Origin of the sequence: Sphingobium sp. SYK-6 (assembly GCF_000283515.1) — a bacterium.
Taxonomy (GTDB): domain Bacteria; phylum Pseudomonadota; class Alphaproteobacteria; order Sphingomonadales; family Sphingomonadaceae; genus Sphingobium; species Sphingobium lignivorans.
The window spans coordinates 2,108,430-2,134,108 of sequence record NC_015976.1 but is presented as its reverse complement, the minus strand read 5'-3'; the positions used below and the strand labels follow the sequence as shown (position 1 = coordinate 2,134,108).

Below are 25,679 nucleotides of genomic sequence, written 5' to 3'. Positions count from 1 at the left end.
CGAGCACGGGAACCACCGATCAGTAGAGGATCAGGCCCGTCTCCGGCATGAGTTGGTTCAGAAAATCGAAATCGCGCCGGTTTCCCGTCAACAGATCGCAACCTGTCGCCGCAGCCTGAAGAAACAGCAGGGCATCGTTGAGCAGCGCGATGGAATGCGGCTGACCGGAAAGGCGTGTCACCATTCCCGCCAGCATGCCCGCCTCGCCGAACACACGCGAAGAGGGCACGCTCAGGCGATGCTCGGGAATATCATCGATCGTCCGCCCCAGCATCTTGAGAACAGACGCCGTGCGCTTGTCGGCCGGATCGAGCGCACCCATCAGATGGGTCATTTCGCCAAGCGCCACGCTCGAATGGTTGACGATCCGGTTTTCAAGCAAGCGATCTACTTCGACCGGTGTCTTGCCCTGAAGCACGTCGATATAGACACAGGTGTCAAGCAGGAACTCCCGGCCGACGACGGCTGCCTTGTGAACAAGCGGCAATTCCTCTTCGGGTCGCCGTGTCAGTCTTGCTGCGAGCCGCTGCGGCCTGATCCTGCGTAACGACGCCTTGCGATCAAATCCCAAGCGCAATATCCGCAGGAATGGAACCCTTCCGGCCTACCAGCCTGGCGCCGAAATCATCCTCGAGCGCCACTTTGGCAAGAGCATATTCGACGAGATCCGTGGTCGAGGCGATGCCACTGCGCATCTTGGCGCGATCGATGAGTTCACGCGGCACGCGCGCGCCGACGGCGCTGTTCGTGCCTGACAGCAAGCCTGCCGCTTTTGCCGCAGCCACGACCGCTTCATGGCGCTGGGACAGATGATCTTCATGCTTTGTCGCCATCGGGAACTCCTTGCGTTGAACATATACGCCATTTTGTAAAACATGCAAGGCGTTGCCGGGAAGCTGCCTGCCAGCCTCATTCTTGCGGAGCAAGCCAGAGATCCTGGTAGGTCACGCATCGCCTCATCAACTCCGCATGCGTTCCGCTGTCGACCAGCTCACCGCCATTCATGAAAAGGACCTGGTCGGCACCCTTTGCTGTCGCCAGCCGATGGGTGATCATGATGAGCGTCGTCGCGCTATCGGTCCTGCACCGCAGCCTCGCGATCACATCTGCCTCGCTGCGCGGATCGAGCGCGGACGTGCTTTCATCCAGGATCAGGACCGGCACGTCTACTCCCGCCAGGCGGGCAAGCTCCAGCTTCTGAATCTGGCCTCCCGACAGGCGCTCGCCCTGTTCCCCCAATTCCATATCGAAGTCGATCGGTCTCCCGGGCTCGTGGAAGCGCCAGACATGAAGCAGTTCCTCGACGTCGCTGATGGGCTGGTTTGCAGGGGGATAGAGGATGTTCTCCCGCAGCGAGCGGTTGAACAGGCCGATGAACTGCGGCGCATAAAGAATATAGCGATGACGCTCTCCCCAGGGGATCGTCGCGATATCGACCCCTGCAATCTCGACTCTTCCCGAGGCAGGTGCGAGCACGCCGGCAAGGATTTGGGCAAGCGTGGATTTGCCCGAACCGTTCGGGCCAACAATGGCGACGAAGCGCCCTGACGCGATGCGCAGTGAAATCCCGGCGAGAGCAGGCAGGCCATCACCATAGCCGAAGCTGAGATTTTCGGCGGCGAGATCGCCGTCGGCAAAGCGGTCCGGCTGCCAGGAACCCCGCTCATCCTCGGCATTCGTCAATGCCAGAACGTCGCGGATGTTGGCGATCGCGACACCCGCTTGCGCCAGGATATAACCCAGCGAACTCAGCGGAACCGTCAGTCGAAAGGCGTACGTCTGCAACAGCACGAAGTCGCCTGCCGTCATTCGCCCTTTGCCGACGTCGAGACCGGCCAGCATGAGCAGCGCCACAAGCCCGGCTCCCACGATGCAGAACTGCAGCGCCGCCATGACAGTGAGCGAACGGTACATGGCCGCGCTGGCCTGCCGCTTCGCGCTCAATGTCCTGCCTACATAGTGGAGTTCGCGATCGAGAGCGCCGTTGAGGATGACCCGCCGGGCATTGCGAACGATGTCGCCGATTGTGCGGGACACATGCGATGAAGCCGCATTGGTTGCATCGGCATGCACACGATGGCGTGCCGCGCCGATCCACGTCGCCCCGAGGAATCCCAAAAGCGTCACGCCAAGGATCAGGACATAACGAGGCTCGATCAGGCTGGCGATCACCGCGAGACTGGCGAGAGCCTGCAGGAACACGGGCCCCAGCCGCCAGATCAATCCTTCCACGACCAGCGTGAGGCTGTAGGGCAATCGCTCCAGCATGCCGGGAACGCGTCCGCTCTGGTTGTCGCGCGCCGCCGTGATTTGAGGCAGGGACGCGCCAAGCGCATTAGTATTGAGCTTTCGCGCCAATGCCTCGACCATTTTCGCAGTGCAGGAAAGCCTGGCCGTTTCCAGAATGGAGGCGCCCGCCCAGCATCCCACGAACAGCAGGATGTACAACAATAATTGTACGGGCGGTCCTACTGGTCCGGCCAGGGTGTCGATCAGCAGCTTGAGCGCATAGGGACCGGCAACGCCCATCGCGATCACGAGCGCTTCCAGGGCAAAAGCCTCTATCAGGCTTCGCCTGGCACCGAGGTCCGCAGACGGCATCAGCCGCGTCAGCCGGACCAATATTCCGAACGTCGTCACTGTAATGGCCTCCTGGCGATCGATGGATAAGCCAGAAGGAGGATTTGGAACGCGGCCTTTATCCTAGCGTCAAATCAGGGTTTTGCGAAGCCGGGATCGCGAGACGCCAGAAAGGGAAGGGAGGGGCGGGAATGTGACGGGAGACGTGGATCGTCCCGTCGTTCCTCTATCTCAAGGAGATGGTTCCCATGGCGACCCTTGCCCGCATGACCGACACGCCCCCCGTATCCGCTCCCTATCGCATCGACGTCTCGCGCGGCCGAATGAGCAGCCGCGTCTCGTCGGAATGGTTTTCACGCCCCGACGATGAGAAATATCTCTCGCTGACCAGCCTCTATAATGCCGTTCGTGGCCGCGCGGACCGGGCGACCACCCGCATCGTCGAAAGCCGCGCGATCCGGGTCGAGGCGAAAAGCGACAATCTCGAACGCCTGATGCTGATGGCGCCCGGCGATGATCGCCCCCTGGCGCCGACCAACTGGTCCTTCGGCCAGGTGGCGAGCCTGGTTGGGGCGCCGGCTTCCTATCTGCGCCAGCTTCCGGCGGCCCTTGCGGGCATCAACCTGCAACATGGGCTCATGACCCACCGCGGCGAGCAGGTCAAACTGCTGCAGACGGATGAAGGCAGAACCGAACTGCGGGCTGCTACCGGTTCCGAATATGGGCGCATTTTCGACTGGGAACTCGTCCAGGCTGTGATGGCCTTTGCCGGTGATGGCGTCGGCGATACGCGCTGGAAGGTGCCCGGCACAATCCAGTGGGGCACCATGACCTACAACCCTTATGTCGATGTCACCAGGGAAACGACCACGCTCTACGCATCGGACAGAGATATTTTCCTGTTCCTCGTCGACGATACGCATCCGATCGAGGCAGGGAAACTGCCAAATGGCGATCCTGACCTGTACTTTCGCGGCTTCTATGCCTGGAACAGCGAGGTCGGCTCGAAGACGCTTGGCATCGCGACCTTTTTCCTCCGCGGCGTGTGCGCGAACAGATGCCTTTGGGGTGTCGAGAATTTCGAGGAGGTCAACATCCGCCACTCGAAATTCGCCGCTGCTCGTTTTGCCCAGCAGGCGGCGCCCGCGCTCGAGCATTTCGCGAACTCCTCGCCGTCGCACTTCATCACCGGCATCAAGGCCGCCCGCGAACGGATCGTCGCGCGCAAGGACGAAGATCGCGAACCTTTCCTGCGCAGGCGCGGCTTCTCGAAGGCCGAGACCACGAAAATCATCCAGACCGTGCTCGCCGAGGAAGGCCGGCCGCCTGAATCCATTTATGATTTCGTGCAGGGCATAACCGCGCTCGCCCGATCGAAGCCCCATCAGGACAGCCGCCTCGAGCTGGAAACCAGGGCCCGAAAGCTCCTCGAACAGGCGCTCTGACGTCCGGCCTTCTTCCGCTTCTCCCCCTCCAATCCGGCATCCTGGTCCCGCGCCAGGATGCCCTTTGTCTTGAAAGGATGCCCTCATGCGTCCCCATTCTGCCGTTCCGCTTCAGGAATTCACCGTCGACGTCGCTTTTTTCAGCGGCGCCGACCCTTTCGCCACCGAGACATATCGGATCCCGGCCGCGACATGGTTCAGCGCGCAGCAGCAGGCGCTGCATATGTCGGTGAACAGCGTCTACGACAATGCGCGCATTCCCGATCTCCGTCGCACCGCCACCGTCCGGTCCGCCTGACGCCGATCGGCGATCACGCCGGCCAAAGCCGACCAGTCTGCCGCATCATGCGGCGGAGTCGCCAGTCCCGATCAAGGAAATCATCATGCAGGAACCCGACGATCGCATGTGGCGTGCGCTGCTCGATTTTCGTGCGCGCCACGGACGGCGTTGGAAGGACGCGCTCACTCTCAAATGGATGAACGGCGATGACGAGCGGGAGCCATATAGCACATCGCTTCGCATGATCCGCAACCAGTTCGGGCCATCCTGGCTCTGGGACTTGCCCAGGCTTCGCCTCCAACACGCGGCACGGCGTCTCGCCAATCTCGAAAAACTTCCCGACATGTGCGCCTGTCCTCATCCAGAAACCGGTGAGACCATCATCATCAAGCGAGGAGAGACGGGCTACTGGCCGATGCCTTCGATGATCGCCGTCGATGCGTTCAATACCAGTTTCAACGCAACGCCCGCCGCGATTGTGGCCATGCAGGCTGGCGCCATGTTCGGATGGCATGTCCGGGCAGCCGATCCCGATCGCTATGATGCCGCCGGCTGCCCCTTCACCGGCTCGGGTAACGCCGGAGATTGAGGCCTCGTTTCGCCACTTGCGGTGCCTCCTTGCGGCCGATGGCCCGTACCGATCGCAACCACTTGCGCAATAACCTGAGCACTGGAGGAGAGGGGGGAGGGATGGCGTGATCCTCAAGGAGATCGCCCATGCCTGACAACTCGCGCCACATCGCAACGCGGTCAGGATCCGACCCTATGCGACCATCCTGCCATACCGGGCAGGGGTCGTCCAATTTGGCTGAAGTCTCGACCGCCTTTGACCCCGCCGATGCCCAATGCTGGATCGTGCGAGGCCGCCCCGAGGATCACGCAGGGCAACTGGCTCTCGCATGGGCTGACTTCCCGGATCTCCCGAATGAGGCGCCAGCCCAGGACCGGATGGCCCGCATTCGCGAGCGGGTCGCGGCGCTTCGTCCTCTCAACGACGCCATCCGCGAGGAGGGCGAACGCGAAAGGAAGCGCAGGAATTTCGCATTCATCGAGCGCCGTATAGCCGCAGTCAGCACCGACGCGCGCGATCGTTTCATCCTCCAGGCCCGAAACCGTCATGGCTATGACTGGGACGACGCGGTTCAATATGCGGATGGTACTATCGCGGCACTGGCAGGCTGGGAGCCGCGCCGATTCTTCAGTACAACGGCTCACGCGAATGCTGATCCTCTCGACAGTGCCTACGCCCAGGGTTTTCGCGACGGCGGAGGTTGTTTCGACGACCCGTTCGACGCAGCGCGGCGCGCCTATACCGCCGCGGCCGCAACGCAGCGTGAGGCAAGCAGCAACCCTGTTCAGCCGGTGTCCCGGCCACTTCCAAGCAATTGGCCTCTGCCGACAGACGCGCCGCGCCCCACGCGATGGTCCAGACGCCTGCTCATCATAGGTGCGACTGCCGCGGCGGATGCAGGCCTTGCCCTTCCTGCCATGCTACAGTCCCGGCCAGGCCATCAGGAGATGACGGTGATCCTTGCCGTTCCGGGCCAGGGATTTCGCCTGTGGAATAGTATCTGCAATGGCGGATCGGCGAGTGCGCCGAACTCGTTGCCTGTCTTGCTCGCCGATGTCGACCCTGACGATATTCTGGTCGTTGCCGGTGGCGATGATCTCGACTGGATCGACCATCACACCGATCTCCTTCCACTCTGCCGCACGATGGAGAGAACACGAAACTCGGTGATCCAGCAACGCGGTCAGCTTCGCGCCTGGCTCGATCGTGGGCTTGATACCGGCGAAATCATGGCCGGCGGCCATATTTGCTGGACGAAGGTCGCCCAGGGGCTCTCCGGCCGCCTCGGCGAATTTATCGCCCGCTATGCCGGCCCCGCCCGCCCGCGCGGCCATCAGATCGTCGTCGAGCTGACAAACGGCGCGTCCGCGAACGGATTCATGACGCCGCAGGGAGAACGGCTCAAGCCGGAAGCGATCATCTCCAACAAGGCGCATTTGCGCAAGCATATGGCAGCAATGCTGCGCCGCTTTGCTTCCGCGATCCCGCACTATTGACCTCCCCTGGACCACGCGACGCCGGCTCGCATCGCGAGATTGGAAGCCCATCATGATCATCCCCACCACCAGCAGGGCCATCATTCAATCCAACATCGACAGGACGGGGCAGCATATCTTCGCAATCTTCCCCGACGCCACAAATCCAGGCTTTGCCTACACGATCGGCAACGCCCGTCTCGGCCTGCCCGAACTGTTGATTGTCGGTAATCTCGCGCCGGTCCTGATGGGGTCGGTTCTTAACCAAGTCGGTCGGCGAATGCGCCAGACGGACCAAGTGCCCGACAAGGATATCGATTTCGGCAGCGCCTTCCCGATCCGTCCCCGCCTTGCCGGGGCTGAAGCTCGCAGCGCCTTCACCCTCCAGGTTGGGCGCTTTCTCGGCCATGACGAATATGCCGCCGTTCAGCTCCTCCTGCCCGATCCACTGGGCTTCTATCCCGGCAAGCCAGAATGCGATCCCCGCTACGACGTTCCCCGTCCATGATGTCCTGCCGTTGAGGATCGCAGCCATGCGCCCGAACGCGAAAATCCCATATGCAGAAACAGGCCGGGCAAACCCGTTGCCGCTGATCGTCAGGCAAGCCGGATATCCCGACATCATGGTGGAGACGCTCGCTGATGCGTCGCGCCGCTATTGCGAACGCCGCGACAAGACCTGCCTTGGCGCCAGCGCTTTCCCGGAAGCCGAACTCATGCGCGACGGCGTCATCGTCGGCCGCATCAGCTACAATGGCCGCATCTGGCATCCCATCCCATGGCGGCCAGGTGACAGGCCTATCTACGACAACGCGGCTTGCCCTGGTGGCGAGGCCGCGGGCTGACATCCGCTTTCAGCCCGATCCGGCCCATTTCTCCAGAGTATCCAGACCCCTCTCCGGACCGAACAGCGGAGCGGAGGGGGAGGGGGTGTGCAGGACACCGCGAGCAGCATCGCGCACCCATGTCAAGGAGACGCCCGATGGACATGATCACCTGCAGGACCCGCATTGACGGGCAGGCTCCGCTTTACAGCTACCGTGTCCTTATCCCGCTGGACCAGCTCACTCCCCTCCGTCGTCATCGTGTGGTCATTCTTCATGCCGTGACACCGGCCGGACGACAGCCCTGTACCCGGCTCGCCGACGTGCTTGCGCCGAACCGCTGGTTCGAGCGCTATCTCGCCATGCATTGCGGCCTGGCGGCGCGACTCAATCTCGTTTCGCGCCGTGTCGAAGCCATCATCCTGCACGCCATTTTCCCTGAAATGACTGCGCGTCTCGTTCCGCCGATGCTTCAGCTCGATCATAATCCCGGGGAGGCCAGCCATCGCATGTCCGGCATCGATCTCAACGCAGCCTTGGATAGCCTCGCACCGCGGATCGAAACGCTGATGGCCGCCGATCTCGGGCTTTGCATCAACAATCAACGCCGCGCAGCCTGAAGCAGGATCCAGCCCATGACCAGCTATGCCCCTTTCCGTCTCGAAATCGCCGCCTGCCTGTGGGAAACTGTCCTGACCTTTCGCGATCGACCCGCTACCGATCCCGATGCGCTGGCACGTGCCTTCGTCATTCGCAGGGTCTTCGACAGCCTTGGGACTCAGGCCCTGCGTCCCATTGTGCTCAGTTGGACTGCTGCGGTCGAACGCGCATGGCAGGACATCGATGACGATTGCCCCTTCGGCCTCGACTGGTCCTTCATAGGCCGATGGCTAGCGGAGAGCGTCGACTGGTCCCATCCGCACCATCCGATCCTGCGTTCCGATGCGGCCGGACAGCATGCTGAACATGCTTCGGCAACCGCCATTGGCGAAGAGCGATCGTCGGGAGCGACGGATATCGCCAGCCGCGAGGATCACCTCGACCTGCTGGCACGGGCACGCTCGGCCATCGAACATCCCGATGACCTCGCAAACCATGCACGGAACCAACTGATCGCGAAAATCCGCGGAGCCGAAGATCGACTCCAGCGATCGCCCTTGCCCTGGCCGGTCCACCTTCATGCCGCCGCCATCGAGCACCGCTATGGCACCAATATCCATGCCGCGATCGATGAGGCCGCGCTGGACGCGGAAATCGCCGCCTGGTGCAGGGAGTGGTGGAAGGAAACCGGCGACGAACGCGATCCCGCCACGCTGGACAATGAGACCGTGATCGCCGTCTATTTCGACGGGCATCCATCGGACGGATGCGCCAGGGACCAACTTCAGGTCGTCCCGCCACCTGTCCAGGCAAGCGTCGCTCCGGAATCGGTGGAAACAGGACGCTACTGTGTGCTCTCGACCGCGCATCTGACGGTCCAGACGGCCGGCCTTCTCGATGGCTGGGCCTCCTGGCCGCCGACCGAACGCCCGATCGACATCGCCGCCTCCGTCTACGGGTGGTTCGTGCCCACCCGTTTGCTCGATGAAGCGCGCCAGGCGCAACTGCCAGACGACCTGCTCCGCCTCATGGCCTTCGGCCGGAGCCGGGGTTTTCAGTTCCTGCTGCTCGATTGCGACGGTGACAGCTCGGATGATTTGCCGGTCCACGACTGGTGATTCCACATTGGAAAGGAATCCCGATTATGGGAACGCTTGAGCGCCCTGCGGCTCCCTGCCGTTCGGACAATGCGCAGACACCGCCGACGCTCCCCACGCTACCACTGGAACCGGGCAAGCTTTATCTGCGTCCATACCATGGCCGCGCCACGCCCGACGAGCAGATGGAGGACTGGGGCAGCGATGGCCCCGTGATCGGACCGCTCGCCTCGATCCATGTGACCTATATGTGTCATCTGAAATTCGCCGCGACCCCGGACGTCATGGAACGCTTCTTCCCTGACGTCATGGCACAGTGGCGCGCCAGTGGAGTCAGCAACTCTCACGGACCGGTTTGCGACTGGCAATTCAACGTGATCGACGATCTCATCGAATATGGCGGCACCTTATATGGGGATTGGTCGACTTTCCTCGCCGACGATCATGCTGCCCGCTAGCGCATCCCCACTCGGCCGCGTCAGGGGCCATCGGCACCACTCACCAGCAACGGCAGCAACATCGCATGGAGGGCATCTTCCGCGCGCTCCCGCCTTGTCGCATCGCTCGAGGCCAGATCCTTTCGCATCCAGTCGGGCAAGCGCCGCAGAAAGTCTCGCAGTTTCACATCGTTTGAATGCTTCATCACCCTCTTTTTGCAGGACGGTCATCCCGGCGGCAACCGTCTTGCCCACCTGGCATCTGCAATCCGGGATGAAAGGGGAGGGGGCGGCGCAAGGGGGGCGGACAGACGGTCCGTCGTCGAGACCGGAGATGATCATGCCTCTTCCCGCCACCATCCAGACGGCCGTCAGCCAGGACGCGATCCGCCGCGCGTCGCGTCTCTTCTCAGGCGACAGCCGGGACTGCCTCCACGAAATGTGCCAGAATGCGAGGCGCGCCGGCGCCACGCGCATCGCCATCGATCTCACACAGCAGGAAGGCCGTTTCTGCCTCCATATCCGCGATGATGGTTGCGGCATCGACGATCCGGCTGCCCTGCTGATGTTGGGACATTCGGGCTGGCATCATGATATCGCGCGGTCCGAAGATCCCGCCGGAATGGGCATGTTCAGCCTTGCCGGCCGCACGGTCGAAATCCAGTCCTTCTCGCCATCAGCCGGCACGGCCTGGAAAGTCCGCATCCCGGCCCATGCATGGGACAGCGGCGCACCGCTTCCGCTTGAGCAGGGCACGATTGGCTGGGGCACGCTGATCTCGATCGAAATGCCTGGTGACTGGCATTTTGGATTGCACAGCATTGTCGCAGATATCGCCCTCCACTTTCCCCTGCCGATCACGATGAACGGGGTGCTGCAGCCGCGCGAGGATTTCCTCAAGGGTGCGCTGCTGGTCGAAGACGCCTGCGGCTGCCGTATCGGTGTTTATGATCTCGACCCTGACTGGCAGGATGGTCGCCGCATCAATTTTCACGGTTTGCGCGTCAAATGCTCCCTGCCCACCACTCTTGAACTCAAGGACAGCAGCGCCCGCTGGACCGTCCGGATCGATATTGTCGATGCGCCGGATGTCCATCTGGTGCTGCCCGCCCGCAAGGAGGTGATCGAAAACGGGGCGATGAAGGCCCTTCGTGACGCTGCGGAACGAGCTATATACAAAGCCATCGCCGCCCGGCCCGATCATCGCCTCCCCTTTGCCGCCTGGGAGCGGGCTCAAGAACTGGGTGTGGCACTGCCTGAGTCGCGATCATCGTTGTCGCCCTGGCATCCACAGACCGCGGATGACCATCATGGGCGCATCCGCACCAGGTTCGCTTCCGAAGGCACCATGCTGATCGTCCCCTTTCTGCAGCCCGACCTCGCGCAGCCGATCGGACTCGCCCGGCGCCAGACACCGCTTCAGTATTTTCAGCTTGTCGAGGAGGAACGCCTGCTGGAAGGCTATGCCTGGTACGACCAGCTTCCGATCATCGTGCATGTTTCCTTTCAAATCCACCACGATGGCGCTGCATATCGCTATGATGACAACAACCATCTTCCCGCTGATCTGCCTTCGGGCCTTGTCGACAGGATCGTCCTCGAACTGACAGTCGCTCAGTCCGGACGCGAAAACGCACCACAATACATGCATTCAATCAATATCCCGGCTCTTGTTTGCGACAACAACGGTTGGGACATCGAAGCGGCCACCATCCTTGTGACGCGCGACAGCGACATCACACCAGACCGTTTGGGACAGCTGATCTACGCGACATTATTCTGTTCGATCGACGATGGCGACAACGATAGCTGGGAAACCCAGTCACGCGCCTTCGAGCGTGATGCCCGCCAGGAGGCAACCAGGATCCTTCTCGGAGAAGATGCAGCCATCCTTCAGGCCATCGACATGAGCGCACGGGATCATCTCACCTGGTTGATACCGCAGGATCGCAAGATCGTCATCCAGGCGGAGCGCGGCGGCATCACCGTCGACTTCATTCCGAGCTAAAAATCCACCGCAGGGCGCCCGGCGCTCACACTTTTCAAATTCTCAACTTCATGAAGGAGACGGGCCATGCGCCGCTTCCCCGTCTGCGCCTGCTCGACGGTGCATCTTCCCCTCGCCGAGCGTAACACCATCGAAGCGTTGATCCTGGCAGCACACATACACAGCGGCCGGATCATCATCGACCATCCCATATTGTCCATCGAGCCACACCAGTATGGCTACTGGATCCATCTTGGTCTCCTCGATGACTGGCCCGAGCGCCCCGACACGCTTTCCCCTGAGATCTGGGCTCTGCTGACCCACGCCCGCAAGACCGGCGCCACCTGGATCAGCTTCGACCGCGACGAACCGCCCTGCGATCGATTTCCGGTCTTTCCCGAAGAAACGGAAATAGTGGCGAAGGAATCCGGCGACCTGGCCGAACCGGTTGCCACCGCAAGCCCTGTGGCCGGTACCACCGTGCGCTGCGCCTCTTGCGGCAGCACTGATGTAATGCGCGACGCTTGGGCCTGCTGGGACGATCACGCACAGGACTGGGTGCTCGGCTCGGTGTTCGACGCAGCCTTTTGCGAAGCCTGCGAGAACGACACGACACTGGTCGTGGAGATCCTTGAAACCATGGAGATGGCAGCATGACCTTGCCATCGGGTTCCATTGACCATCCTGTCACCCATGTCGCGCTCAGCAGCCTCGAACGCTCGGCCTTGCAGGTCGCCCTTTTCGATCCCGCATCCATTGCATCGATCCGTGGCGGCGCGCGGCTCAACCTTATCGACGCTGACGACAGCGACACGCTCAAACATGTCGTCGCCCTGGACGACTATCCTGATGCGCTCTGGCACGCGGTAGCGCCCGCCTTTGTCGAACTTCCGCCATACGCATCCGCGCCAGTCACGCGGGCTAAACTTTATGCGTCCCGCGCCGTTCCCGATCCGGATCAGCGTGCCTGCTTCATCGCGCTGACGCCCGCCGAACTGGAAGCGGCGCTCGAGGCCGAGCATCCCGATGCGCTGGATCGGCGCGACGCCATCGGTGCGCGCATCCATTGCATGCACCAGATGCGCTGGCTCAACGATATATTCGCGTTCCTCCCGCCCGATACGCTGTCACAAAAGGGCTGGCAGGCCGCCGCGTGGCAAATCGATCAGCCCGAAGGGCCTCGCTGGGCATCCGAGCTTCTGCTGCGCCGCCGCTCGCTGTTCCACGATCCCAAGCTCGACCGCGCAGCTGCCCTGATCCGGGAGATTGAGGCGTCGCTCTGGATTACCTGCGAAGAACCGTTCGGGGCAGGGCAGGATTTCGACGCCTATCGAGCCGGTCTGTTCAGCCAGGTGATGGCCGACCCTTGCGCGCTGGGAATCCTTCACGATGACGGCGATCGCCAGTTCGCTGTCGTGACCGATGCCCTGGAAGCGGCCGGTCATGACTGGCGCAATGCTGGACCCATCATTCTTCCGGCAGCGATCGCCGCCTGAATTCCCCCTCCACATTCAACGCGAACGACCGCCTTCTGGCGGCCGGTCAAGGAGTATGTCCGATGAACATTCCCATCAGCAATTTCACCCGTGACGCCCGCGTCCCGCTCGGCCAGTGCTCGACCGGTCCCCTCGAACTGGATCTCGGCAAGCTGATGTCGGGCCGCTGCCTGATCCAGGGATCATCGGGCGCGGGCAAGAGCCAGACGCTGCGCCGGATCATCGAGGAGGCCTTCGACTATCTCACGACCATCATCGTGGACCCGGAGGGAGAGTTTGCCAATCTCGCCGCGCATATCGGCGCTACCACCGTGGTCGCGCGCGACTATGCCAATGACGGTCTCACTGCACTTGCGCTGCGCACGCGCCAGCACCGGATCGCGTTGCACCTCGATCTCACCGATCTCGAACCCGATCACCGCATCGAGAAGGCAGCCGCCTTTTTCGCCGGGCTTCTGTCAGCCCAACGCGAACATTGGGCGCACACGGTGCTGGTATGCATCGACGAAGCGCATCTGCTGGCACCGCATATGGCAGCGTCCGCCCGTGATGCGGAAACCCGCCGCCTAGGCGTCGCCACGCTGACCGACATGTGCGCCCGGGGGCGCAAACGCGGCATCGGCACAATCATCGCTACGCAGCGCCTCGCCAAACTCGCCAGTTCGGTGGTCTCGGAACTGCATAATCATCTGATCGGCCTCAACGTCTTCGACCGCGATGTGGCGCGCGCCGCGGACCTGCTCGGGTTCGGCAGCGATCAGGCGGCGCTATTGCGCCTGCTTCCACCCGGCGAGTTCTTCGCCTTCGGTCCCGCGCTGTCCGCCACGCCCGTGCTCGCGAAGATCGATCCGACGATCACGCCGCATATCGGCCGCACGCCTGACCTTGTGGCCGCTGCCGACCTCGGCCCGGACGAAAGCCGCACTTTGCTCGACCTTGAAAATCTGCGCGAGGTTGCGCCGGTCAGGACCACCCATGCTGCCATGCGGGGGCAGCGCGCGCTCGATGCCTTTCTGCTCGACCCTGCCGCTCCCGCCGCCGCACGCATTGTCGGTGCCCTGGGCAACATTGCACCTAATGCCACCACGTCCGACGATCTTGCGCGCCATCTTGCGCTTGCCGCCAATGATGTCGACGCCGGACTGGATCTGCTCGCTGCCATCGGCGCGTCCGATACGATGCCGCGCGGGGATACGCGTATTGCGCGTCTGTCGGCCCGGTTGCGCCTGCGCGTCGTCGATACGCCCGTCGTCGGTCTGGTCTGAAGGAAGCGCATCATGACCCATAAAAGCTTCGATCTCGACGCCGATATCGTCGAACTGACCCCCTTTGTCCCCGAAGCGGAAGCTGTCCCGACCGCGCCGCTTGCAGAACTGGCCTTCCGTGCGGACGCATGGCTCCCCGATGAGACAAACCGCCTGCGGGCCGCATTCGCCGAAGATCACACGATCGACGAGATCGCGGCCATGCTCGGCAGGCCCCGGGCAGGTGTCGCCACGCGTATCCATGATCTTGGCCTGCGCCGCAATTCGCGGCGGTCCTGGACGGATTGGGACGACGAGGAGATGGCACGCTGCTATGCGCACGAACCCACGGCAACGCTGGCCGCCCGGCTCGGCCGCGGTGTAAGTGCGCTCTATGCACGCGCACGGCTGCTGGACCTGTCCGAGCCCGGATCGCCACCCTATAGTGGCTGGGAAGATGCGCAACTTCGCGCCGGCTACGACAAGGGCGTTCCTGTCGCCCAGATCGCGAGCCTGATCGGCCGCCCGTTCACCGGCATCATTTCCCGCGCATCGACATTGGGCCTGCGCCATGCCTGCCAGCCCGACGACTGGAGCGACGCGGAAATGACCCGTGCGCTCGAACTTGCATCGACCGGTGCACGCTATGTCGCCATTGCGCAGCTTCTGACTGCTGAAGGCTTTCCGGCCCGCAACGGTCGCAGCCTCGGGCAACGCCTGCGCAAATTGGGCTATGGTCGGGGCTGGGGACGTCCATGGATTGCTGAGGAAGACGATCTGCTGCGTCACGCCTATACGACCGGCGCGAGCCTGACGCCGCTGCGCGAACGTCTTGGGCGCACGCCGCACTCGATCCGATGGCGGGTCGAAGCGCTGGGCTTGCGCGGCACCCATGTCCATCGCGACGGCTTTCGGCAAGGGCCCGTCTGGACAGCCGAGGAAGAAGCCCGGTTGCGGGCGGACTATGGCAAGATTCCGACACGGCAGATCGCCGACCAGATTGGCCGCGGGGTGCGCGCCGTTCTCTACCATGCCAACCGGATGGGCCTTACCCACGGTTTTATGCGCGCGTTCAGCGCCGACGAGGACAGGGCAATCCGCAATGCCTGGACATATGGCGTCTCGATGGTCGATGTCGCCCAGGCGCTGGGCCGCGATCCCGCCGTCATCGGCAAGCATGCCGCGCGTATCGGCTGTCGGTTCAACGATCCTGCAAGGCCTGTCCGAGGCCCGAAGACCCGGCGGGCAAATCGCATTCCCATCACGCTTCGGAGCCTGCTCGCGCTCGATTCCGCGGACGCGGTCGATGTCGACCTTCCGCTCGCTGCCTGATCCTGTTCCAGCACGGAGGTCATCATGTCATCGTCTAACCATCGCGGCCCTTCCGCGTCACCATCCACAAGGCCCGAATTTACCTATTCCCGCTGGAGACATGGCGGCTGGTATGTTCACGGCGTCCGCTACCCAAATGGTGCGATCGGTTGTGTCTCCCGAAACTATCCCGACGGCAAATGGCGCATCGTTTGCGATCCGCGCCCCTTCGAGGAACGCCCCATCTTCCAGAAGCGCGAAGACGCCGCCATGGCCGAATGGCGACTGGCGCAAGCGGAAGTTCTGGAAAGCAATAGCGGCACTCCGCGCTGCTGCTCACAACCCTGATCCTCGACACCCACCGTCAACCGGATGGAGGACACCATGCCATCTGCCTGGAAAACCTGTTGCTGTTGCGGTCAATATGCCGGCCATTTCGAGCAGCACTGGAATCGCGATACCGGCTATGGCCTTTGCGAGGATTGCATCGACTATTGTGCCCGTGGCGAAACGGCCGAGAGTTTCGAGCTAGCGGGCGTCCATTATGCCCGAAGCCCGTCGCCCGGCATCCTGCGCAATGCGGACTGAGCGACGAAGCCCGCACGATCCCCAAGAGATCGCGTTTTAGGCTCTCCGAGCCGTTCAGGCTGATGATCTACGCGACCACGTCGCCAATCCCCGTCGCCGTACCGCTCGAAATACTGCGGCCGCTGCTGACGATCTGTCGATCGCGGCCAGATTTTCCGCCTATCCCACTGGAGGCTCCATGTCCCCGCCAGACCAAAGCAACGGTTTCTCGCCATTGAGGCAGAAACTCTCCTCTTTCGACAATGCGTACAAAATCGCCCTTATCCTTCGACGTGACAAAGGCGTCCCGCATTATGTCGTACGCGGGATCCTGCCCCTCCAGGCCTATCGGGTGACGACGAGGCCGCCGGCCTGGCCGGACCGCTGGCTGGCGATGGTCGCATGAGCGCGGGCAGTCGTGCGCCCGTCGTCGCGGCATGGGGTGCGGGCATCAATTCGACCGCGATGATCATCGAGCTGGTCCGCCGCGGCGAAATCCCGGACATGACGTTGCTGGCAGCCATGCCCGAGCAGCCACACACGAGGCGGCTTATCCCTGTCTTCCGCCAGTGGATGGACGATCATGGTGTTCCCAACGAGATCGTCGAATATCAGGCCCGGTTCTTCAAGCATTGGCCACCCTACACCTCGCTGCTCGATGCGTGCCTGACGAACGGCACATTGCCGTCGATTGCCTTCGGGCAGCACAGCTGTTCGGCCCGGCATAAAATTTCACCGCAGGATAAGTGGGTCAAGGCATGGCCTCCGGCGCAGCACGCCTGGGCGAATGGACGCAAGGTTGTCCGCCTGATCGGCTACGACTGCTCCGCCCGGGACAACCAGCGCTATGCTCATCGCGAAGGGCATGTTTCAGATCTCTATGAGTACAGGTACCCACTTCGGGAATGGGGTCTCACGCGCGAGGATTGTGAACACATCATCGCAGATGCTGGCTTGCCAAGCTTTTGTAAAAGTTCATGTTGCTTCTGCACGGCAATGCAGGTTTCAGAGGTCCGCGCACTGCCTCGCGAGGAATTGCGCCTCATCGTCCTGCTTGAAGCGCGCGCCGCGCCGAGGCTTCGAACCGTTGAAGGGCTATGGCGCAAATCGACGAAAAAACGTCCTGGTTCGATGACCGCGTTCATCCGTGCCGAAGGGTTACTCGATCCCGGCGAGATCGATGAGATCATCGCCAACTCGCCTCTCGATCTTCTTGAATTCCAGCGTGCGGCCGCTGCTGTTCCGATCGAGCAACGATCCCATATCAGCACATGGATCGAGCGTTTCAATGCCGGGCGAGCCTGTGCTCCCCCGCCCGCCAATGATCCGGATGACCTCCCCCGGACAGCTTGATCCCTGGCTCCCGCCGGGCATGGAACATACCTGGTGCCAGCGACCTTGGCACCCATCACGGACGTTGGCTGAAACGATCAGTGCAGTCAGCACAAAGGCGTCGTCCGCCGCTTCGTAGTCAATCGCGATCCATGCGCTTTGCTGTGTGTGCCATAAGCTATCCCCGAGGGAAGCGAAGTGTCCGGCGATCCCGCCGTGCGGCCCGCACCATCCCCTGATGGGTCCCGCTACCGGAAACGCACCGGCCGGTGCCGCCCTGCATGGACCCGTTGGTTCTGGCTGCAGGAACCGCCTGATCATGCAGCCCCCGCCGCTACCGCTACTCCCGCCGGCGTAGCGCCAGCGCGGCTACCGCCGCGCCTCCAGCCTCGCTCCCCAACCTTTCTTCGGCCCCGCACCTTCCACCCCGGCTCCGCGCCATGCCGCGGTGGTCGCGCAGAGTTGTGGGCGGGCCGCGGCGTTGCGCGTGGGGCAGGCGGGGCGGCGTCGTGCGGGAGGCAGGCGGAGCACTGTCCCATGGGCGCGCGGCGCGCGGTGAGAGGGCGGGACAGAGAGGAGAGAAGGACCGGGGAGGGTGTCGCCGGGAAATGGATTTCGAGCGACATTCGAAAGGTCAAGACGATGAACATCGGTGAAATCTTCAATGTGAACAACCGCCTGACGGGCTCGATCGCCACCCGCACGATCGACCTGCCCCGCATCGGGCTGCGCAAGGTGATGAGCGAGAATGAGAAGGCTCCGGTCTACGAGATTCTCGCCCTGAACGTCGCACGCCGCTGGGTCCAGATCGGCGCGCTGTGGGAAGCCGTCTCGAAGCGCACCGGCGAAGTGTTCCTTGCCGGGAACATTGACGATCCCAGCCTGCCCGAACCGATGCCGATCGCGCTCTTCCCGGCCGATCACGGGGGTTACATGGTCGCATGGCGGCGCGACACCATGCGCTCCGACTTCGGAGGCGGCATGGGCGTCAGCCGCACCAACTATGACGATCGCGGTCCGCGCGATCAGGACGGCTTCGGCGGCAGCACCGCCGGTGCCAATGGCGAACTGACCGGCGCGGGTGCGCCGTTCGGCGAGGAGGACCCGTTCTGATCGCCGGTTGATCGGAACAGGTTCCGGGCCGGGGAGGCGTCAGCCTTCCCGGCCCCTTTTCTTTTCTCTTGTCTGAGGAGGCAGCCCATGCCGCTCCCTTCGTTGCACGACCTCGCCCCGCTGGCCGATCTCTCCGCGCTCTGCGCTGCGATCATGGCCAGTCCCGCCATCCGGGATATGCTTTCGCCGCCCCTTCCTGCGGCCCACATTCCGGAGATCCCGGCGGGAATCACCTGCGGCGAGATCATCGCCGCCATTTACGACCTGCTCGAGGGTACACCCTTTGCCCCGCATGCCGCTGAAATCGTCGGGGCCGTCCTGACGCGCTCGGCCGCCTTCGCCGGCATCCGGGCGAGCATGCACTGATCCGACACCATGGGGGCGGGACGCATCGCGCGTCTGCGCCCCTTTTTTATCCACCACAGGGAGAAGTCCCATGACCCAAGACCGCTCGCGCAGCGTCAGCCGCTTCGCAGACCTGCCGGCGCTGTTCGCCGAGATCACCGCGACACCGGAATTCCAGCGCGCCTTTGGCGATCCTATCCCGCTTTCGATCATCAGCCTCGGAGATGAACCGGGCGAGCATGACATGCCGGAGCCGCTTCATGCGCAGGCGGATTGCGCGGGGATCATCGCCACCATCTTCGATCTTCTGACCGATACCCGCCTCGATGCGCTCGCGCCCGAGATTACATGGGGCATGGTCAACAGCTTCCACTTTGTCGCGGGCAAGCTCGAAAGACAGGAAGATGCGTTGGCGGACGAACTGCGCGACATGATGCGCCGTGCCGATCCTTCCGAGGTCTTCAACACCGAACTGGAGGAGAAGCAGCTCCTGTGCCAGTCGCTGACCGAACAGCGCGAGGCTGTCGAGTGCATGCGCGACTATGCCGCCGAAACCTTCCGCGTGCTATCGGGTCGCCCATGGTCGCCGGCGCGCGGCTCACGCGTATCGAAGGCCGCCACCGCCACGCAGGTGTCGATACAGGACTTCTTGCGCGCCCGGGAACTGTCCGAACGCGAGCGGTACCGCCCGCGTGGACCGATCGTCGTCGCCTCGGGACATGCCGAATGGCATGACTGGCAACTGCTCTGGGATCGGCTCGATTCCATCCTCGAGCGCATCCCCCATATGACGCTGGTGACGACCGCGCAGCGCAAAGGTTTCGATGCCATCGTGGCGTCGTGGGCGGGCAATCGTGACGTCCAGCTCGTGACCTATTCGCTGATGGGATCGGGACGCGGTGCGCCCTTTGCCCGCAATCGCAAGCTGGTGGACCTAAAACCCGTCGAAGCCTTGCTGGGTGAGGGGTCGGGCATTCAGGCGAACCTCTATCAGGCGCTACGCAAGGCGGGTGTTCCGATTCACGCCTTCCGCAAGGCTGATCAGGCTCCGGTCGAGAAGATCGCGCCGACCCCGCGTGGTCGTCTTCGCTCCGCTGCCTGATACTTCAATCGCGAAAGCATTTCGGGGGACGGCGTAACGCGCTGTCCCCTTCTTCATGCAAAGGCTGAGTGTGGTTTTGGCGTTGAGGCGCTTTACTGAGATGTCGGGCCTGGAGGCACCCATTTGCGAATCAGGGGCATCGAGCCCCAGATTCGCAAAGCCTCTTCTCTCTCTCAAGAATTCCTATGGTGGCACGGGACCGCGTCGGCCTCAAGGACGACGGGGCCCCACCATTTTTTTGGGCGGGTCAGCCTTGGCCCTGTCCTGCAATGTTGGTGGCCGCCCAAAAAAATCGTGACCCCCATCGCCGGCTGCGCCGGTCGCTACGCGATCCTTGACCCCGCCGCTCGGAGCCCGTGCCCATGGGGGGACCTCTTTCGTTTCAGCAGGAGGTTCCAATGACGAATATCAACCGCAGCATCCGCCCGTTCTGTGACATCGCCGAATTCATCGCACAGGAGACAGCGGCCACTACCGAGGATTTCCACGCCGCCTTCTCCTCCAATCTCGAGGGTATCCGCATCGGGCGCGGTGAGGAAGAGATGACGACCGACATGCCCGATCCGAGGGAAGCGCAACTCGCCGTGGAACTCATTGTCACGACGCTCTTCGACGTGCTGCGGGACACCCGGTTGCAGCCCGCAGCCGAACGTCTCGCATGGGGCATCGTCAACAGCTTCCATCACGTCGCCGACCAGTGGGCAGGTCAAGCCGACAAGGCGACCCGCGATGTTCAGGACCTGCTGCGGTGCGCCGACGGCAGCGAAATCCACAGCGTCGAACTCGAGCAGGCGCGCGATAATCTCGAATTTCTCGACGAAGCCACCGACGCCCTACGGTGCATGCGCGACTATGCCGCCGACGTCTTCCACACCGAAACCGGACGACCGTGGTCAGCGCCGAAGGGGTCGCTGGTATCGAGCAAGCGCACCGCCTCGGTGATCGCCGCCACCGATTTCCTAGCCGCCCGCCGCCAGCGCAGGAACGATGCGCACAGCCCGCAGGGACCCGTCGTGATCTTCTCAGGCGGGGCGGACTGCTGGTTCGACGAGCACCTCATCTGGGGGAAACTTGACGAAGCGAAAGCGCGAAACCCGATGATGGTGCTGGCGACCACCGCACAGGACAAGGGGTGCGATGCGATGGCCGCAGCATGGGCAGCATCCCGCAAGGTGACACTCATCACGTTCCGCCTCAGTGCGAAGCTGGGCAAGAGGGCGGGGTTCGTACGCAACGAGCAACTGGTCGGACTGCGGCCCGTCGAGGCGCTGGTCTGCGAAGGGTCGGGATTGCAGTCTCACCTCGCACGCCTCGTTAAGGAGAAGCGGGTTCCGGCGCGGTTCGTCAGGCTCAGCGATCAGGGATGGGAGGCGCAGTGAGCGTCCCCAAGAGGATCGGTCCGGTTCGCCGGGCCGGTCCTCATTTCTTTTTCGAGCGTCACACTCGCCCCCGCTCAGGGACCCGCGAGCGGGCCCGTCGCGGGCGCGATGCGGAACCGCCAAGGCGGTCCCGGCCGTCTGCGCGCGGCTCCGCCGTGCTCGCCGCTGGGACACCCCTCGGGTGCGGTCTTGGCGGGGTTGGCTGAGGTGGCAAAGTCGCGTCTGCCCACCAGAGGAGAGGAGGGCAAAGAGGAGTGGCTCATTCGAGGAGATTAAAGCCATGTCCGAGCATACCCCATCACACCTCTCCGGTTCGGCCGTCTTCATTTCCGGATCGCTGTCCATTACCGCACTTCCCGAACCTGTCATCGAACGCATCGGCGACATCGTCGAGCGCGCGCTTCCCGTCCTGATCGGGGACGCACGCGGCGTGGATCGGTTGGTCCAGCGCCATCTTGCCGACCGGGATATCGCTGCCGTTACGGTCTATTGCTCAGGCGAGGGACCACGTAACAATCTGGGCGATTGGCCTGTCCGTAACATTCCTTCTTCCGGGCGAAAGGGCACCGCCGCCTTCTATGTCCCGAAGGATGCGGCGATGGCGCGCGATGCCTTCAGCGGTCTCGTGATCTGGGACGGTCGCAGCCGGGGAAGCCTTGCCAATATCCACCGGTTGGCGGTTCGGCGGTGCTTCACCATGATCTGGTTCGGGCCGGAAGCGCGGTTCATCACCCTGAGATCGGATTCCGACAGGGACAGCTTTCTCGAGGCGCATCCCTGCCGGAACCTGTGATGACCAGCGGCGTGATTAGCTCACCGCTGGCAGTCCCTTAACCGCGGTTAGTGCCGCACTGCCACCGACCCGGATCGCCTGTGTGAGAAGCTCGCGGAATTCTTTTTCCGTGAACTTCTCCACCGGCATCTCCGCGATCATAGCGGCATATTTGCCGCGCAGGGCACGGCGCGCGCTTTCCAGTTCATCATTCATCTTGCGCTGACGCGCTTCCAGATCGGCGAGCCGATCCCTTTCGGTCATCTTTGGCATGTCCATCGTCCTTCCCCGATGGCCTGCCCGTCACGGTGCATTCTGCCATAGTCACTCGGCAAGGCAAGGGCCGCTTGCCGCTTATACCGGCACCGGCGGCTCAGATACGCAGCTCCATGCCCTCCCGAGATCTCATTTTCCCATCATTCCTCCCCTGCGCAGGCAAGGGAGACAAGGAGACTGTCATGTCGATCACCGATCCCCATCTCGATCGCTTTGTTGGACCCAATGACCCCGATTACCGGGCAGCGCAGATCAGAGGTTTCGCGCTCATTGCCCAGATCGAGGAGCAGGTCAGACGGACGGACCACTATGCCGGTTGCTACACTGGCTACATCGACCCGGTGACCCACGGCCTTGTCATCACCGGCGAATGCGACGCTGAATATGATGAGGCGACGACCAAAGCCCATGACCTCGGCTGGATCGCGGCGACTTCGAATGCCTATCTGATCCTGAAGGCACAGGGGAGGACCAACGAGACCGCGCAGATCGTCACAACGCCCACTACAATATCTTCCACAGCGATCCGGACACTCCGTGCCCCGGCGAATGATAGCAAATGACTTCCGGGGGCGGGCTAGCGCCCGGCCCCTTTTTTGCTTGCGGGGAGTCCCCACCAATGCATTTCGTCCCTCGTGCCGCTGCAGCGATGAACACCAATCTTCTGAAGCAAGGTTGCCCCGCGCCTTCCGGCACGAGGCTGCGCAGCGCGAGCGCGCTGCGTAAGGCTGGACGCACGGCGCGAGGCCGTTTGTAATGGACCCTACGCACGGGTGCTGCAGAGTATTTCCATTTCTTTTTCAATGGCTTATTTTGTAGTCCTCGTGATACGCGTTTCTTCCTTGCTGTATTACGAAGCACACAGAGGTTCACGGCTTCAGATTTAAGGCATTGGAAACTAAACAAGATCCCGCGTATTTCACGTCGTACATGGCCCCAATTCGTTGCCGGATGGCTCAGTAGGGCTAGCCCTCTTGTATGACTTGAAATGCATCCGATCCCGACACCTTCGCAATGCGCTGAATCCTGGATCGGCGTCGCGATTTTCTGACGCCGGACATTTTCGACGGGGCCGTTGGAACGGCTATCTTCCTAACCGACATGTGGTGCTGGTCTGCTATGCGTGGGATAACGGCGATCGGTGGCCAAGTCGTCATCAACAATGCGAAATGGTTGATTCAGGCGAAACTCTATGCGGCAGAAACGAATTTGAGCCAGTATCCTGTGGTAGCGAGATGCACCATGCCGAGGAAGCTATTGGCCAATTGGTCGCAGCGTTTGAAGATGGTACGGTTCACCTTAAGGTGGCCGAACATTCGCTCGATGCGATAGCGCTGTTTATATGGCGTTTGGCCTTTCTCGATCGTAACGTGGCGGTTTGATCGACCTGGAGACCACTTCGATCTTCCGCTGGGCAGGGCCGGTACGCAGGGCGTCGGCGTCATGGCCCTTGTCCGAAAGCAAAGCCTCAGGTGTGTGCTCCGGCAGATCGATTACGACCAAAGCGGCCCTCTGTTGAGGCTGCCGCTTCATCCTGCCGGGTAGGCCCTGCGCGAAACAAGTCGGTGGTAGAGCAAAGCCAGCAGGACGAGGGCTATTGTTCCTGCGAGGATTGGAAAACCCAGGAATGTCCAGCCGACTCCCGCCATGATCACGACAAGGGGATCCGCCCCGGCCGGCGGATGCAGCGTCCCGGTGAACCGCATAACCGCGATCGCCATGCCTACGCCCAGGCCGCACGCGAATGGGCCGTGGCCGACAAGCGTTAAAACCAGCAGCCCTACCGAGGCTGAAAGCAGATGACCGCCAATCACATTTTTGGGCTGTGCAAGCGGACTCTGCGGCAGTGCAAACAGCAAAACGCAACTGGCGCCGAAAGGAGCGATCAGGAGGGCCTGTTCAAGTGTTTGGGCAAGTTGTGCGAGGAGCCAGATTGCCAAAGCGCCGCCGAGGCCGGCCACCAGCGATGGCAGACCGTTGGCCCGAACATAGTCGGTGATGTTGTCGAGGCCGCTCACGGCCGGAAGGCTCTCGGTTTCCGATGTCATTTTGATACTCTGAAGGCCCGATGACCCACGCGGACTATGCGTCCGCGTGGGTCATGACGGTCAGTCGACCTTTTCGAACTTGGCGGCTTCTTCCGATCCGCCGGTCGCATTGCCCTTCGAATAGCTATGCGCGCCGACGCCGGCGAGCGCACCGCCCTGGACGATCAGGTATTCGTCGCGGATCGGGCGGCCCTCGAAATAGCATTCGAGGATTTCTCGCGTGCCTGCCGCATAGCGTGCCTGCGCGGAGAGCGACGTGCCAGAGATATGCGGGGTCATGCCGTGATGCGGCATAGTGCGCCATGGATGATCCTGCGGCGCCGGCTGCGGGAACCAGACGTCGCCCGCATAACCGGCGAGCTGGCCGGATTCGAGTGCGCGCGCGATGGAATCGCGATCGCACAGCTTGCCGCGCGCGGTGTTGACCAGATAGGCGCCGCGCTTGAAGAGCTTCAGCGTCTCGTCGTTGATCATATGCTCTGTCTCCGGGTGGAGCGGGCAGTTGAGGGTCACCACATCGCAGACGCCATACATCTCCTCGCGCGTCGCGTGCCAGGTCAGGCCCAACTCCTTCTCGACCGCTTCCGGCAGGCGGTGACGGTCGGTGTAATGGAGGTGCATGTCGAACGGTTTGAGGCGCTTGAGCACCGCGAGGCCGATGCGGCCGGCGGCCACCGTGCCGACATGCATGCCCTCGACATCATAGGAGCGCGCGACGCAATCGGCGATGTTCCAGCCGCCTTTCATCACCCACTGATAGGAAGGAATGTAATTGCGCACGAGGCCGAGGATCATCATCACGACATGCTCGGCGACGCTGATCGAGTTGCAATAGGTGACTTCCGCCACGGTGATGTCGCGGTCGATGGCAGCCTGCAGATCGACATGGTCCGAGCCGATGCCGGCGGTGAGCGCAAGCTTGAGCTTGGGTGCCCTGGCGATACGCTCGGCAGTGAGATAAGCGGGCCAGAAGGGCTGCGAGATCACGACTTCGGCGTCGGCCAACTCGCGCTCGAGAACGGAGTCCGGCCCATCCTTGCTCGAAGTCACCACCAGCGTGTGACCGTTGGCTTCGAGATATTTCCGCAGGCCCAGTTCGCCCGAAACGCTGCCCAGCAGGGTACCGGGCTGGAAATCGATTGCCTTGGGCGTGGGAAGCGTCTGGCCATCGGGATATGTGTCGATCTGCGGCAGCTCATCTCGCGCATATGACGTCGGAGCGCCATCAATGGGATCATCATATAGAACACATACAACTTTTGCCATCTCGTCATCCTTCAGAAGAGGGGAGGACGGCAGCGACCTCTCGATCGGCGACGGCAGCGGCGCGAAATCAGCCATCCTCATCCGGTCATTCGCGCCGCGCTTGCCGCGCTTCGCTTCGGACGATGCTGGCAT

At 62.5% G+C, this 25,679-nt stretch carries 30 protein-coding genes; 23 read left to right on the top strand and 7 right to left on the bottom strand.

The window, feature by feature from the left end:
- Positions 1-19 precede the first annotated feature (19 nt).
- From SLG_RS09575 to SLG_RS09565, 3 genes are read right to left on the bottom strand one after another with little or no spacing between them, the layout of a single operon-like run.
- On the bottom strand, positions 20-571 hold the full coding sequence (locus SLG_RS09575; RefSeq protein ID WP_041391876.1) for a type II toxin-antitoxin system VapC family toxin: 552 nt from the start codon (positions 569-571) through the stop codon (positions 20-22).
- Positions 561-926 (bottom strand): hypothetical protein, encoded by a 366-nt coding sequence (locus tag SLG_RS09570; protein ID WP_231848646.1) that lies wholly within the window; start codon positions 924-926, stop codon positions 561-563. Before SLG_RS09570 ends, SLG_RS09575 begins: the two co-directional genes overlap by 11 nt.
- A complete protein-coding gene (locus tag SLG_RS09565) occupies positions 910-2,640 on the bottom strand; it encodes an ABC transporter ATP-binding protein (protein ID WP_014076265.1) in 1,731 nt (576 codons plus the stop codon). The genes SLG_RS09570 and SLG_RS09565 overlap by 17 nt, the downstream gene beginning before the upstream one ends.
- A gap of 188 nt (positions 2,641-2,828) precedes the next feature.
- Here SLG_RS09565 and SLG_RS09560 point away from each other — a divergent pair, with 188 nt between their 5' ends.
- From SLG_RS09560 to SLG_RS09520, 9 genes are all read left to right on the top strand, one after another.
- A complete protein-coding gene (locus tag SLG_RS09560) occupies positions 2,829-4,025 on the top strand; it encodes a hypothetical protein (RefSeq protein WP_051003735.1) in 1,197 nt (398 codons plus the stop codon).
- 85 nt (positions 4,026-4,110) lie between these two features.
- On the top strand, positions 4,111-4,323 hold the full coding sequence (locus SLG_RS09555) for a hypothetical protein (RefSeq protein ID WP_014076263.1): 213 nt from the start codon (positions 4,111-4,113) through the stop codon (positions 4,321-4,323).
- A 223-nt stretch (positions 4,324-4,546) separates the two neighbouring features.
- Entirely contained in the window at positions 4,547-4,894 is a 348-nt protein-coding gene (locus tag SLG_RS20895) for a hypothetical protein (RefSeq protein ID WP_162471092.1), read from the top strand.
- A 215-nt stretch (positions 4,895-5,109) separates the two neighbouring features.
- Complete coding sequence (locus tag SLG_RS09545) at positions 5,110-6,372, top strand: hypothetical protein (protein ID WP_041391874.1); 1,263 nt, start codon at positions 5,110-5,112, stop codon at positions 6,370-6,372.
- A 52-nt stretch (positions 6,373-6,424) separates the two neighbouring features.
- A complete protein-coding gene (locus SLG_RS09540) occupies positions 6,425-6,859 on the top strand; it encodes a DUF4262 domain-containing protein (protein ID WP_014076260.1) in 435 nt (144 codons plus the stop codon).
- Between the two features lie 76 nt (positions 6,860-6,935).
- Positions 6,936-7,196: a hypothetical protein gene (locus SLG_RS09535; protein WP_014076259.1), complete on the top strand. Its 261-nt coding sequence runs from the start codon at positions 6,936-6,938 to the stop codon at positions 7,194-7,196.
- Positions 7,197-7,333: 137 nt separating this feature from the next.
- Positions 7,334-7,795, top strand: a complete 462-nt coding sequence (locus tag SLG_RS09530; RefSeq protein WP_014076258.1) for a hypothetical protein — start codon at positions 7,334-7,336, stop codon at positions 7,793-7,795.
- Positions 7,796-7,810: 15 nt separating this feature from the next.
- Positions 7,811-8,893, top strand: coding sequence for a DUF5983 family protein (locus SLG_RS22170; RefSeq protein WP_014076257.1), 1,083 nt, complete (start codon positions 7,811-7,813; stop codon positions 8,891-8,893).
- Positions 8,894-8,919: 26 nt separating this feature from the next.
- Positions 8,920-9,330, top strand: a complete 411-nt coding sequence (locus SLG_RS09520) for a hypothetical protein (protein ID WP_014076256.1) — start codon at positions 8,920-8,922, stop codon at positions 9,328-9,330.
- A 20-nt stretch (positions 9,331-9,350) separates the two neighbouring features.
- Here the strand turns inward: SLG_RS09520 and SLG_RS22165 are convergent, their stop codons facing one another.
- Positions 9,351-9,515 carry a hypothetical protein gene (locus tag SLG_RS22165; protein WP_014076255.1) on the bottom strand — a complete coding sequence of 55 codons (165 nt, stop codon included), beginning with the start codon at positions 9,513-9,515 and terminating at the stop codon, positions 9,351-9,353.
- 41 nt (positions 9,516-9,556) lie between these two features.
- Between SLG_RS22165 and SLG_RS09515 the strand changes: the two genes are divergently transcribed.
- The 12 genes from SLG_RS09515 (at position 9,557) to SLG_RS09460 (ending at position 21,978) form a co-directional block, all read left to right on the top strand.
- Complete coding sequence (locus tag SLG_RS09515; RefSeq protein WP_231848645.1) at positions 9,557-11,317, top strand: ATP-binding protein; 1,761 nt, start codon at positions 9,557-9,559, stop codon at positions 11,315-11,317.
- A 66-nt stretch (positions 11,318-11,383) separates the two neighbouring features.
- Positions 11,384-11,953: a DUF5983 family protein gene (locus SLG_RS09510; protein ID WP_014076253.1), complete on the top strand. Its 570-nt coding sequence runs from the start codon at positions 11,384-11,386 to the stop codon at positions 11,951-11,953.
- Positions 11,950-12,792, top strand: a complete 843-nt coding sequence (locus SLG_RS09505) for a hypothetical protein (protein ID WP_014076252.1) — start codon at positions 11,950-11,952, stop codon at positions 12,790-12,792. Before SLG_RS09510 ends, SLG_RS09505 begins: the two co-directional genes overlap by 4 nt.
- Positions 12,793-12,854: 62 nt before the next feature.
- Positions 12,855-14,057 (top strand): ATP-binding protein, encoded by a 1,203-nt coding sequence (locus SLG_RS09500; RefSeq protein ID WP_014076251.1) that lies wholly within the window; start codon positions 12,855-12,857, stop codon positions 14,055-14,057.
- A gap of 12 nt (positions 14,058-14,069) precedes the next feature.
- Complete coding sequence (locus tag SLG_RS09495; RefSeq protein WP_014076250.1) at positions 14,070-15,368, top strand: hypothetical protein; 1,299 nt, start codon at positions 14,070-14,072, stop codon at positions 15,366-15,368.
- Between the two features lie 363 nt (positions 15,369-15,731).
- Positions 15,732-15,935: a hypothetical protein gene (locus tag SLG_RS09490; RefSeq protein ID WP_014076248.1), complete on the top strand. Its 204-nt coding sequence runs from the start codon at positions 15,732-15,734 to the stop codon at positions 15,933-15,935.
- A gap of 381 nt (positions 15,936-16,316) precedes the next feature.
- Entirely contained in the window at positions 16,317-17,267 is a 951-nt protein-coding gene (locus SLG_RS20880; protein WP_014076246.1) for a hypothetical protein, read from the top strand.
- Positions 17,268-17,888: 621 nt separating this feature from the next.
- Positions 17,889-18,359, top strand: a complete 471-nt coding sequence (locus SLG_RS09480) for a DUF736 domain-containing protein (RefSeq protein WP_014076245.1) — start codon at positions 17,889-17,891, stop codon at positions 18,357-18,359.
- 87 nt (positions 18,360-18,446) lie between these two features.
- On the top strand, positions 18,447-18,725 hold the full coding sequence (locus SLG_RS09475; protein WP_014076244.1) for a hypothetical protein: 279 nt from the start codon (positions 18,447-18,449) through the stop codon (positions 18,723-18,725).
- A gap of 70 nt (positions 18,726-18,795) precedes the next feature.
- On the top strand, positions 18,796-19,806 hold the full coding sequence (locus SLG_RS09470) for a DUF2493 domain-containing protein (protein ID WP_014076243.1): 1,011 nt from the start codon (positions 18,796-18,798) through the stop codon (positions 19,804-19,806).
- A gap of 398 nt (positions 19,807-20,204) precedes the next feature.
- Positions 20,205-21,185, top strand: coding sequence for a DUF2493 domain-containing protein (locus SLG_RS09465; RefSeq protein ID WP_014076242.1), 981 nt, complete (start codon positions 20,205-20,207; stop codon positions 21,183-21,185).
- Between the two features lie 280 nt (positions 21,186-21,465).
- The gene (locus SLG_RS09460; RefSeq protein ID WP_014076241.1) at positions 21,466-21,978 is read left to right on the top strand and encodes a hypothetical protein; all 513 of its coding nucleotides are present in this window, start codon (positions 21,466-21,468) and stop codon (positions 21,976-21,978) included.
- 15 nt (positions 21,979-21,993) lie between these two features.
- On the opposite strand, the gene SLG_RS09455 is transcribed toward SLG_RS09460, so the two are convergent.
- Complete coding sequence (locus SLG_RS09455; RefSeq protein WP_014076240.1) at positions 21,994-22,221, bottom strand: hypothetical protein; 228 nt, start codon at positions 22,219-22,221, stop codon at positions 21,994-21,996.
- A 194-nt stretch (positions 22,222-22,415) separates the two neighbouring features.
- Here SLG_RS09455 and SLG_RS09450 point away from each other — a divergent pair, with 194 nt between their 5' ends.
- Entirely contained in the window at positions 22,416-22,796 is a 381-nt protein-coding gene (locus SLG_RS09450) for a hypothetical protein (RefSeq protein ID WP_014076239.1), read from the top strand.
- Between the two features lie 606 nt (positions 22,797-23,402).
- Complete coding sequence (locus SLG_RS22160; RefSeq protein WP_231848644.1) at positions 23,403-23,615, top strand: hypothetical protein; 213 nt, start codon at positions 23,403-23,405, stop codon at positions 23,613-23,615.
- Between the two features lie 147 nt (positions 23,616-23,762).
- Here the strand turns inward: SLG_RS22160 and SLG_RS09445 are convergent, their stop codons facing one another.
- Together SLG_RS09445 and SLG_RS09440 are read right to left on the bottom strand one after the other, a co-directional pair.
- Positions 23,763-24,251 carry an HPP family protein gene (locus SLG_RS09445; RefSeq protein WP_014076237.1) on the bottom strand — a complete coding sequence of 163 codons (489 nt, stop codon included), beginning with the start codon at positions 24,249-24,251 and terminating at the stop codon, positions 23,763-23,765.
- A 90-nt stretch (positions 24,252-24,341) separates the two neighbouring features.
- Positions 24,342-25,547, bottom strand: a complete 1,206-nt coding sequence (locus SLG_RS09440) for an NAD-dependent formate dehydrogenase (protein WP_041393037.1) — start codon at positions 25,545-25,547, stop codon at positions 24,342-24,344.
- Positions 25,548-25,679 lie beyond the last annotated feature (132 nt).